This window comes from Phytopseudomonas flavescens (assembly GCF_900100535.1).
Taxonomy (GTDB): Bacteria; Pseudomonadota; Gammaproteobacteria; order Pseudomonadales; family Pseudomonadaceae; genus Aquipseudomonas; species Aquipseudomonas flavescens.
In genome coordinates this window covers 38,125-48,319 of the sequence record NZ_FNDG01000011.1, presented here as the reverse complement: position 1 = coordinate 48,319, position 10,195 = coordinate 38,125, and the positions used below count along the sequence as shown (strand labels likewise).

The 10,195-nt window shown below is 65.0% G+C and carries 10 protein-coding genes; 7 read left to right on the top strand and 3 right to left on the bottom strand.

Features of this window, described 5'->3' with window-relative positions; all coding sequences use genetic code 11:
• Positions 1 to 3 precede the first annotated feature (3 nt).
• From BLR94_RS15230 to BLR94_RS15210, 6 genes are read left to right on the top strand one after another with little or no spacing between them, the layout of a single operon-like run.
• Positions 4 to 432 (top strand): hypothetical protein, encoded by a 429-nt coding sequence (locus BLR94_RS15230; protein ID WP_084307094.1) that lies wholly within the window; start codon positions 4 to 6, stop codon positions 430 to 432.
• Positions 429 to 1,907 carry a M48 family metallopeptidase gene (locus BLR94_RS15225; protein ID WP_084307096.1) on the top strand — a complete coding sequence of 493 codons (1,479 nt, stop codon included), beginning with the start codon at positions 429 to 431 and terminating at the stop codon, positions 1,905 to 1,907. The genes BLR94_RS15230 and BLR94_RS15225 overlap by 4 nt, the downstream gene beginning before the upstream one ends.
• On the top strand, positions 1,894 to 2,571 hold the full coding sequence (locus tag BLR94_RS15220) for a hypothetical protein (protein ID WP_084307098.1): 678 nt from the start codon (positions 1,894 to 1,896) through the stop codon (positions 2,569 to 2,571). Before BLR94_RS15225 ends, BLR94_RS15220 begins: the two co-directional genes overlap by 14 nt.
• A 58-nt stretch (positions 2,572 to 2,629) precedes the next feature.
• A complete protein-coding gene (locus BLR94_RS15215; protein ID WP_175154238.1) occupies positions 2,630 to 3,292 on the top strand; it encodes a hypothetical protein in 663 nt (220 codons plus the stop codon).
• Complete coding sequence (locus BLR94_RS28195) at positions 3,285 to 3,407, top strand: hypothetical protein (RefSeq protein WP_279615864.1); 123 nt, start codon at positions 3,285 to 3,287, stop codon at positions 3,405 to 3,407. Before BLR94_RS15215 ends, BLR94_RS28195 begins: the two co-directional genes overlap by 8 nt.
• 54 nt (positions 3,408 to 3,461) lie before the next feature.
• Positions 3,462 to 3,953, top strand: a complete 492-nt coding sequence (locus BLR94_RS15210; RefSeq protein WP_244158187.1) for a hypothetical protein — start codon at positions 3,462 to 3,464, stop codon at positions 3,951 to 3,953.
• On the opposite strand, the gene BLR94_RS15205 is transcribed toward BLR94_RS15210, so the two are convergent.
• The 3 genes from BLR94_RS15205 to BLR94_RS15195 all read right to left on the bottom strand — a co-directional run bounded on the left by BLR94_RS15205 (position 3,914) and on the right by BLR94_RS15195 (position 7,128).
• Positions 3,914 to 4,966 (bottom strand): DUF1176 domain-containing protein, encoded by a 1,053-nt coding sequence (locus BLR94_RS15205; RefSeq protein ID WP_084307100.1) that lies wholly within the window; start codon positions 4,964 to 4,966, stop codon positions 3,914 to 3,916. The two genes, BLR94_RS15210 and BLR94_RS15205, sit on opposite strands and share 40 nt — an antisense overlap.
• A 257-nt stretch (positions 4,967 to 5,223) precedes the next feature.
• Entirely contained in the window at positions 5,224 to 5,724 is a 501-nt protein-coding gene (locus tag BLR94_RS15200) for a single-stranded DNA-binding protein (protein WP_075931523.1), read from the bottom strand.
• Between the two features lie 15 nt (positions 5,725 to 5,739).
• Entirely contained in the window at positions 5,740 to 7,128 is a 1,389-nt protein-coding gene (locus BLR94_RS15195; RefSeq protein WP_084307102.1) for an MFS transporter, read from the bottom strand.
• A 189-nt stretch (positions 7,129 to 7,317) separates the two neighbouring features.
• Between BLR94_RS15195 and uvrA the strand changes: the two genes are divergently transcribed.
• Complete coding sequence (gene uvrA / locus BLR94_RS15190) at positions 7,318 to 10,152, top strand: excinuclease ABC subunit UvrA (protein ID WP_084307104.1); 2,835 nt, start codon at positions 7,318 to 7,320, stop codon at positions 10,150 to 10,152.
• The last annotated feature ends 43 nt before the right edge of the window (positions 10,153 to 10,195 follow it).

The following is a 10,195-nucleotide window of genomic DNA, read 5'->3' as shown; positions in this document are numbered from 1 at the left end:
GTGATGTTGATTTATCGCAAGTGGGCAGCCGTACTCGGCATGGCAATGGCACTCATGGCCGGCCTCGCTCAGGCTGAAGATCGTCCCCCCGTGGCACACGATGTGGTCGCCTACTCGGGCGAGCAAGGTGTGAAAGTCTGGACGTTGCGCATCGGCGAACGCAGCGAACACCAGGCACTGGTACAACTGGAAGGGATCGACCACGACTGGAACCTGCGCATTCAGAAAATGAGCATGGAGAAAACCTCCAGCGGCACCCGCTACTTCACCAGCGTCGATGGCAACAAATACGTGGTACTGGTGCTTCAGGATGGCTGGGGCGAACTCTATCTGCCCGGCGAAGACCAAACGATGAGCATCAGCTACGACGAGAACCTCTCTCGCCAGGGCGATGCCCAGGCATTTCTCACCGATTACCTCCAGGCACAATGAAGTACGTGGCAGGCTTGCGCGCGGGGCTTTGCGTAAGCCTGCTACCGCTCCTGCTGATGGGCTGGAGCAGCCTGCAGGCCTGGCGCGCCAGCAGCCCGATGGACACTGCGCACATCATGCAGCAGTGGATCGCGCGCCCCGCCGACACCCTGCTCGCCCAGCTACCGGCCAACGAACGGGCGATGCCGCTACGCGATGCCGACCGGCGTGCGCATTTCCAGCGACAGATCGAGTGGGTGGACGCCAACCGCAACGGCCTGCAACTGCGCCTGTGGCTCGCCCATCTGGCCTTCTGGCTGGCGCTGCTGGCCTTGCTGAGCGGCCCAGCCACCTGCCTGAAAATACTCGTCGACGCCTGGCGCGCGCGCCTCTCGCAGGACTTCTTCCAGCGCAGGCTTGGCCAGAGCTGGCGTAGCCTCGGCCACTGCCTGGTGGTCTACAACGGGCTGCTGCTGGCTGCTCTGACGCTGATACTGCTCTACGAAACAGGCTGGGTATTGAGCAATCGCCAGCAGGGCTCCTGGGCCGCACTGGTGTTCTGCGCCCCGCTGCTGTCCGTGCTGTACGCCGGCCTGCTGCTGACCCGTCGCCTGCGGCAACGCTGGCACGAGCTGCAGGCCGGCTCATCGGTGTTTCTCGGCCGGCCACTGGATCGCGCCAGCGCGCCGGCCCTGTGGAACTGGATCGGCCAACTCGCCGAGCGTATCGGCGCGCCGATGCCCGACCACCTGGTGGCCGGGCTCGACCAGTCATTCTTCGTCACCAGCGTGCCGGTACGATTGCAGCCATCGGCGCAGGTGCTCGAGGGCCGTACCCTGTACCTGCCCCTGACCTACCTGTCGGCCATGAGCCAGGAAGAAGTGGCAGCGATCATCGGCCATGAGCTGGCTCACTTCGCCAACCGGGACACCGAATGCAGCAGCACGAGCGCCGCGTACTTCCGCCAGATGAGCCTGCATTACCGGAGCCTGGCCGGCGAAGAGCAGCAACCGACCTGGATCGAGCGGCCGGCCATCTGGGTGGCGGGCCTGTTCCTGCACCACTTCGCGGTGGCCGTGCACCACTGGAGCCGCCACCAGGAAATCGCCGCCGACGCCGCCGCCGCGCGGGTGAGCGGGCACCACCTGTTCTGCCAGGCCCTGCTGCGCGTGGTGGCGCTGTCCGAGGCCATCACCGAGGTGATCGGGCAGCGTCACCCTGGTGATAGGTTCCAGGCGTTGGCCGCGCGTTTGCGCCAGCGCCCGCTGACGCTTGACGAAGCAAGCCTGGGCCGGACCGTCAGCCACCCGTTCGACACCCATCCACCGACCTCGCAGCGCCTCGAACGACTCGGCGTGAGCCTGGATACGGCACTGCTGGCCCGCGCCACCCGCGTGCCGGAGCAGCGCGACAGCGACTGGTTTGGCCACCTGCTCGGCGCTGCTCGAGCCGCGCCGTACACTGCCCCTGGGACCCCGGCAAATGAACGACAGTAACGATCCCCTGAACGGCCTAGCACAGTCCCTGACCGATGACCTCGATGCCCACAGCGGCGCACGGTCGCATACGGCCATCGAAGAGCGCGAGCACCTGTTGCAGAGCGTACCCGCCGTGCTCGAGTTGCCGTGCACGCGCAAGGTACGCGGCTCACTGGTGCTCAGGGCCGTGCTGCTCCTGGTCATTGGCGGGTTGTGCGCGACAGTCGGCAAGGTCCCCTACCTGGGTGCGCTGCTGATGCTGGGGGGTATCTGCCTTCTGGCGAGCCTGTGGCTGCATCGCGCTGCTGGAAAGGCGGTGCTGCTGCGCTTGACCCCTACCACCCTGGCGTTACGCGCCCTCGACCGCGAAGTCGAACTGGGCGACATCAGCGAGCTACGCATGCGCGCCCGGCACAGCCTGCGAATCACCCTGAACCTGCACGACGGCGCGACGCTGCCCGGCGTGCGCAACGCCCTCGGGCCGCTGATGCCCAAGGCGCAGATCAAGCACGCCACTCCCTACGCAGATCCAGCTGAAGATGGCCGGTCTCGAGTTGGACGGGCAGATACTCGAGCCGGAAAAGCTCATGCAGATTCTCTACACATACTGTGGCGCGACCCGAGCCGAGGCCGAACTGCACGACCTGCGGGCAGCCCAGCGCGCCGGCCAATAACGGCGTGAATGCTGCCGTCGCCCCAAGCCCCCATAACCCACCCCAGCCGCCCAGGACTTGCCTGCCATGACCACCCCGAAGCAACCCGATCCGCTCTCGCACCTCGCCCAATCCCTTGCCGCCGACTACGAGCAGTCCCGCGAAGCCCAGCGCGACCGGGTGATCGCCGAACTCCAGCAGGTGATCGAGCGCGTCCCCGAACAGAGCGAATTCACCAACACCCGCCGCTACCAGGTGCTCGGCCCGATCCTGACCCTGATATCCCTGGCACTCCTGGCATTCGGCATCGTCCAGGGCAAGACCGGCCTGCTGATCTGCGGTGCCTTCATGTCGCTGCTTTTCGCCCTGGTCACCTGGCAGCATCGCAACGCCGGTCAGCAGCCGTTCATGCGCCTGACCCGTCGCCAGCTGTTCGTCGATTCGCTGAGCGCCCCGGTGGAGCTGGCCGACGTGGTCGACATCTACGTCAAGGACGAGGGCTTGCTGACCCTGCAGAAACTGACCCTGAGCCCCACGGCGGCGCTGCCGACCCACCGGGCGGTCAGGCAGGTGTTCGGCAACCAGGCCATGGCCTTCAAGAAACCCGAGCCGCACATTCGCATCCACTCCGCCGGGCTGATGAGCGGCGGCAGCAAGCTCGACTGCGATGATACCGCCGCCCTGCTTGATGCCTATGTCCAGGCCGCCCATGCCCAGCGGCAGCTCGACACGCTGCGCCAGGATGGATGACGCCAAGGGAGAAGCCCTGCTGACCCGACTCCAGGCCCAGGCCGAGGGGCCGCGGCATGCCTGCGAGATCCGCGAACGCTCGCTGGGCCAGGCCCTGCTGGCCGGCCTGCTATAGCTGGCGCTCATCGCCAGCGGCTTGTGGCTGCTCAGCCTGCCACAAGCGTGGCAGATGCAGGCCGGGCAGTGGCTGTGCTGGATACCCGGCGGGCTGTTACTCGGCGCCGGCCTGGCCGCCCTTGTCGCTGCCGAGGCATTGCGCCGCCGGCACGGCAAGACAGTGCTGGCGCTCAGCCCCGATACGCTGCAGTTCGCCAATGCTTCCAGCGCCACCCCGTGGCACAGCTTCGATGCCTTCGAACTGGAGCAACGGCCGTTTAGCCTGACCCTGGTATTCTCGGTCGCGGCGGGCCACCGCGCCCCACCGCTCGGACCGACGACGCTCAAGGCATTGGCGGCGCCGGATGCCACCAGGGTAGCGGGAGGCCTGCGGGTCAGGCTATGGCTGTTGAACCCGATGCTCGATGGCCAGCGCCTGGACTTCGCAGCATTGACCGACCTCCTCTACGGCTACCTGGACGCGGCCCAGGCACGGCATACCCTGGGCAAGCTGTTCCCGGCGGCTCACCGGTCCGGGGCGGTTCGCCAGAGCATGGGCCAATAGCCCTCGTCCAGACCCATGCAGGTCGCCATCCGGGCGACCCGTATCAGGCTGAAACCATGCCCGTCATAGCGCCAGCGCATCGAGGTACCGCACCCCCCCATGCCCATGGCCATCTCGTAGCTGCTCAGCTCACCGCGGCTCGGGTCGAACTCGATACTGCCCATCGGCAGCATGTCCGGCATGCCCGGTACTTGCGCAACCAGTAACGGCTGCGCCTGTTCAGGATGCTGCAAGGGTGCCTGGTACAAACTGTAGGCGCAGTTGTAGGCGGCGCAGCCAGTCTGGATGATCACCAAGGCATCACGTGCGTTCAGGGCAAAGACCTGTCCTTCGGGCGCAATATCCTCGAGCAGGTCAGCTTCCCAGGCATGCCGGGTGGCAGCCATCACCGCGTCCAGCACGCGCTTGGCCTCGCCCTCGCTCAAGGCGGGCGAAGCCTGCCAGGCAGGTCGTGGTGGCGCGACGGCAGCATCAGGCACCCGGCTGGCAGGCTGCGGCCCCTGGCGGATCAGCGCCGTCGACGTTCCCACCCGTCCCTGCACCGCGTCCATCATCAACAGTGCTGCGCTCATGCCGCTGAGCGAGGCGACGGAGTCGCCATCCGCGGTCGGCAGCACCAGGGCCTGGCCATCATGCAACTCGGCGATCAATGCCTCGGCGGTCGCCCCCGTCGCGGCGAAAGCCTCAGGTACATCGCCGTCCTTGAGCAGGCCTGGCCCCAGCATGGTTTTCAGCGGCTTGCCATCGAGCAGAGGCTGACCGATCGCAGCGTTGTAACTGAACACGCCCACCCGCAGGTCACCCTGCGGGCCTGCCTCACGGGTCACGCGCAGGGTCCAGGTCATGGTACCGGTGTCGTCGCGTGGCGAAACGGCACCCATGGCGGTGCACTGGCGCGTGTTATCGCAACCGATCAGCCAATCCTTGATATGCCTGTACAGCGGGACTTCTTCAGCGGCATGGGCGCTGCAGCTCCCCAGGGCAAGGAGTAGTGCGAAGGTGGTGCGGATCATGGCGTCATCTGCCTGCTGGCCGGAAAGCCGCTATTAGGACAGATTTTGTCACCTGTCCCCATGGCGTGGCCGCAAAGCACAACAGAATCAGCACAGCCGACAACGCGTGACCGCCGCCGCAGCCGCCAGGGCGATCCCCCGCGAGCGAGGCATCGAGGCTTACCAGACTGGCCAGGCAAAAAAAACCTCAGCGAGCAGGCTGCTCGCTGAGGTTTCTCGGACTGCTGACTCCCGGTGCGGGGAGTATGGCGTGAGCCTCAGAACGGGATATCGTCGTCGAAGCTGTCGTAGTCCTGGGCCGGTTGCGGCTTCTGCTGCTGCGGCGCGGACTGGCGCGGGGCCTGTTGCTGCGGTTCGCGCTGCGGTGCCGGGCGCGACTGGCGCGGGGCAGAGTCGCCACCGCCAGCGTTGTCCGGACGGCCACCAAGCAGCTGCATGGTGCCCTGCATGTCGACGATGATTTCAGTGGTGTAACGCTTCACACCGTCCTTTTCCCACTCGCGGGTCTGCAGCTTGCCCTCGATGTAGACTTGAGAACCCTTGCGCAGGTACTCACCGGCAATCTCCGCCACCTTGCCGAACAGAGAAACCCGATGCCATTCGGTCTTTTCGACCCTCTGCCCGGTCTGCTTGTCCGTCCACTGTTCGCTGGTAGCCAGGCTCAGGTTGGTCACGGCATTGCCGCTGGGCAGATAGCGCGTTTCCGGATCCTGTCCGCAGGTACCGACCAGAATGACTTTGTTAACCCCACGGGCCATAACGCTCTCCTACTTTCAGCACGTCACCGGCGCCGCTTCGATCAAGCGCTGCAGCGACGTGCGATCCAATTGTTGGGTGTCCACTTTCACATAGATGGCGGCCTCTTCGGCCACCACCACGGCATCCGCCACACCGGGCGCCGCCAGAATTCGCTCGGCCAGACCTGCTTCCTGCAAGGCCGCGTTCGATAGCGGCAAACGCAGGCTGGTGACATACGGCGGTTCACGCATAGTAACAGCAAAGCCCAGCCAGAGAAGCGTCAACAACGCGCAGCCGCCGAATACACCGCCTAGGCCATGGTGCTGATACAGCCAGCCCCCCAGGATGCCGCCCAGAGCCGAGCCGAGGAACTGGCTGGTCGAGTAGACCCCCATCGCGGTGCCTTTGCCCCCCGCTGGCGCCACCTTGCTGACCAGCGATGGCAGCGAGGCTTCCAGTAAGTTGAACGCGGTGAAGAACACCACGATGCCAAGCACCAGATTGCGCAAACCATGGCCGAACGCCCAGAAATACAGTTCACAGCAAAGCAGGACGATCACCGAGCCAATCAGCACACGGCGCATCTGACGCTTCTTCTCGCCGTAGATGATGAACGGCACCATCAGGAAAAAACCACCGAGCAGTGCGGTCAGGTACACCCACCAGTGCTGCTCCTTGGGCAAGCCGCCTTGCTCCACCAGAGCCAGAGGCAGGGCGATGAAGCTGGCCATCAGGACGGCGTGCAATGCGAAGATGGCGAAGTCCAGACGCAGCAGGTCCGAATGCCTCAGGGTCGGCCATAGCGCCTGCTTGGCGACCCCGGATTCACGGTGCTGCAGCGGCCCGGCGCTGGAGGGCACCATGCCGGCAACGATAACGATCCCCAGCAGCGCCATGGCCCCAGTGGCCAGGAACAGGCCGGACAGGCCAAACGCGCGGGTCAGCAACGGCCCGACCACCATGGCGATGGCGAAGGACAGACCGATGCTCATGCCGATCATGGCCATGGCCTTGGTACGGTGCTGTTCGCGGGTAAGGTCGGACAACAGCGCCATCACCGCTGCCGAGATCGCCCCGGCGCCCTGCAACACGCGGCCGGCGATCACCCCCCAGATGGAATCGGCGTTGGCTGCCAGCAGACTGCCGGCGGCGAACACCACCAGACCGAAGTAGATCACCGGCCGCCGACCGATACGGTCGGACAGCACGCCAAAGGGAATCTGCAGAAAGGCCTGGGTCAGGCCATAGGCCCCGATGGCCAGACCGATCAGGGCCGGGGTTGAACCGGCGAGCTCCTGCCCATAGGTAGCCAATACCGGCAGTACCATGAACATGCCCAGCATGCGGAACGCGAACACCATCGCCAGCCCACCGGCCGCCCGAGTCTCCGCACCACTCATGCGTTCGCTGTGCGAATCTCGCATCGTCGATAACCTGTTGAAACAAGCCGGCGATTCTACCAGTCGAAACACCACTGGCACAGCAGCGGCGCTTTGCCGCACGGCTGCCGCCCCCCGTATACTCGGCGGTTTATCCGCCCGCCACGCGAGGCTGCTACCAGAGCCTTTCTTTTACGAAGCGATGACAACGTAGGCAGCTTTTAGAGGTTCCTTTTGGACAAGATTCTGATCCGCGGTGCTCGCACCCACAACCTGAAGAACATCGACCTGACCCTGCCACGCGACAAGCTGATCGTGATCACCGGCCTGTCCGGCTCGGGCAAGTCTTCCCTGGCGTTCGACACCCTGTATGCCGAGGGTCAGCGCCGTTACGTCGAGTCGCTGTCGGCCTATGCCCGGCAGTTCCTGTCGATGATGGAAAAACCCGACGTCGACACCATCGAAGGGTTGTCGCCGGCCATCTCCATCGAGCAGAAGTCCACCTCGCACAACCCGCGCTCGACGGTCGGCACCATCACCGAGATCTACGACTACCTGCGCCTGCTCTACGCACGCGCCGGTACGCCGCGCTGCCCCGATCACGACCTGCCCCTGGAGGCACAGACGGTCAGCCAGATGGTCGACCAGGTGCTCGCCCTGCCGGAAGGCAGCAAGCTGATGCTGCTGGCGCCGGTGATTCGCGAGCGCAAGGGCGAGCACCTCGCGGTGTTCGACGAGCTGCGCGCCCAGGGCTTCGTGCGTGTACGGGTCAACGGCAAGCTCTATGAGTTGGACGAACTGCCGAAACTCGACAAGCAGAAGAAGCACAGCATCGATGCCGTGGTCGACCGTTTCAAGGCGCGTGGCGATCTGCAGCAGCGCCTGGCCGAGTCGTTCGAGACGGCACTCAAACTGGCCGATGGCCTGGCGCTGATCGCTCCGATGGAAGGCGAAGAAGGCGAAGAAATCATCTTCTCGGCGCGCTTTGCCTGCCCGGTGTGCGGCCACTCGATCAGCGAGCTGGAACCCAAGCTGTTCTCCTTCAACAACCCGGCCGGTGCCTGTCCGACCTGCGACGGCCTGGGCGTTAAGCAGTTCTTCGATGCCAAGCGAATGGTCAACGCCGAGCTGACCCTGGCCGAGGGTGCGATACGTGGCTGGGACAGACGCAACGTCTACTACTTCCAGATGCTCGGCTCGCTGGCCTCGCATTACGGCTTCAGCCTGGACAAGCCTTTCGGCGAGCTGGACGGCGACCACCAGCAGGTGATTCTCGCTGGCAGCGGCTCGCAAAAGGTCGACTTCAAATACCTCAACGACCGGGGTGATATCGTCAAGCGCTCGCACCCGTTCGAAGGCATCCTGCCCAACCTCGAGCGCCGTTATCGCGAGACCGAGTCGACCAGCGTGCGCGAAGAACTGGCCAAGTTCCTCAGCACCCAGCCCTGCCCCGATTGCCGCGGCACGCGTCTGCGTCGCGAGGCCCGTCACGTATGGGTCGGCGAGAAGACCCTGCCAGCAGTGACCGGCATGCCGATCGGTTCGGCCAGCGACTACTTCGGTAACCTCACCCTGGAAGGCCGACGCGGCGAGATCGCCAGCAAGATTCTCAAGGAAATCTGTGAACGCCTGCAGTTCCTGGTCAACGTCGGCCTCGACTACCTGACGCTCGATCGCAGCGCCGACACCCTGTCGGGCGGCGAGGCCCAGCGCATCCGCCTGGCCAGCCAGATCGGCGCCGGCCTGGTGGGTGTCATGTACATCCTCGACGAGCCCTCCATCGGCCTGCACCAGCGCGATAACGAGCGGCTGCTCGGCACCCTGCGCCACCTGCGCGATATCGGCAACACGGTGATCGTGGTCGAGCACGACGAGGACGCCATTCGCATGGCCGACTACGTGGTCGACATCGGCCCGGGCGCTGGCGTGCACGGCGGCCGGATCGTCGCCGAAGGGACGGCAGAAGAAGTCATGGCCCATCCTGACTCGGTCACCGGCAAGTACCTGTCCGGTCGGGTCAAGATCGCCGTGCCGGCCAAGCGCACACCGCGCAACAAGAAGCTGTCGCTGAAGATCAAGGGCGCCCGCGGCAATAACCTGCAGAACGTCAACCTGGAAATCCCCATCGGCCTGCTGACCTGCGTGACCGGTGTATCGGGCTCGGGCAAGTCGACGCTGATCAACAACACCCTGTTCCCGCTCAGCGCCACTGCACTGAACGGCGCCACCACGCTGGAAGCGGCGGCCCACGACAGCATCGACGGGCTGCAGCATCTGGACAAGGTGGTGGACATCGACCAAAGCCCCATCGGTCGTACGCCGCGCTCCAACCCGGCCACCTATACCGGGCTGTTCACGCCGATCCGTGAGCTGTTCGCCGGTGTCCCCGAGTCGCGCTCGCGGGGCTACGGCCCGGGGCGCTTCTCGTTCAACGTCAAGGGTGGGCGCTGCGAAGCCTGCCAGGGCGATGGCCTGATCAAGGTAGAGATGCACTTCCTGCCGGATATCTACGTGCCCTGTGACGTGTGCAAGAGCAAGCGCTACAACCGCGAGACGCTGGAGATCAAGTACAAGGGCAAGAGCATCCACGAAGTGCTGGAAATGACCATCGAGGACGCACGCGCCTTCTTCGATGCGGTGCCAGCACTGGCGCGCAAGCTGCAGACGCTGATGGACGTGGGTCTTTCGTACATCAAGCTGGGGCAGTCGGCGACCACCCTGTCCGGAGGCGAGGCGCAACGGGTCAAGCTGTCACGCGAGCTGTCCAAGCGTGATACCGGCAAGACCCTGTACATTCTCGACGAACCGACCACCGGGCTGCACTTCGCCGATATCCAGCAGTTGCTCGATGTACTGCACCGCCTGCGCGACCACGGCAACACCGTGGTGGTGATCGAGCACAATCTCGACGTGATCAAGACCGCCGACTGGCTGGTGGATCTCGGCCCGGAAGGCGGTTCCAAGGGTGGCCAGATCATCGCCGTGGGCACCCCCGAGGAAATCGCCGAAATGCCGCAGTCGCATACCGGGCACTTCCTCAAGCCACTGCTGGAGCGTGATCGGGCCTGACCCAGCGGCCTGAAACGAAAACGCCCCGCAGATGCGGGGCGTT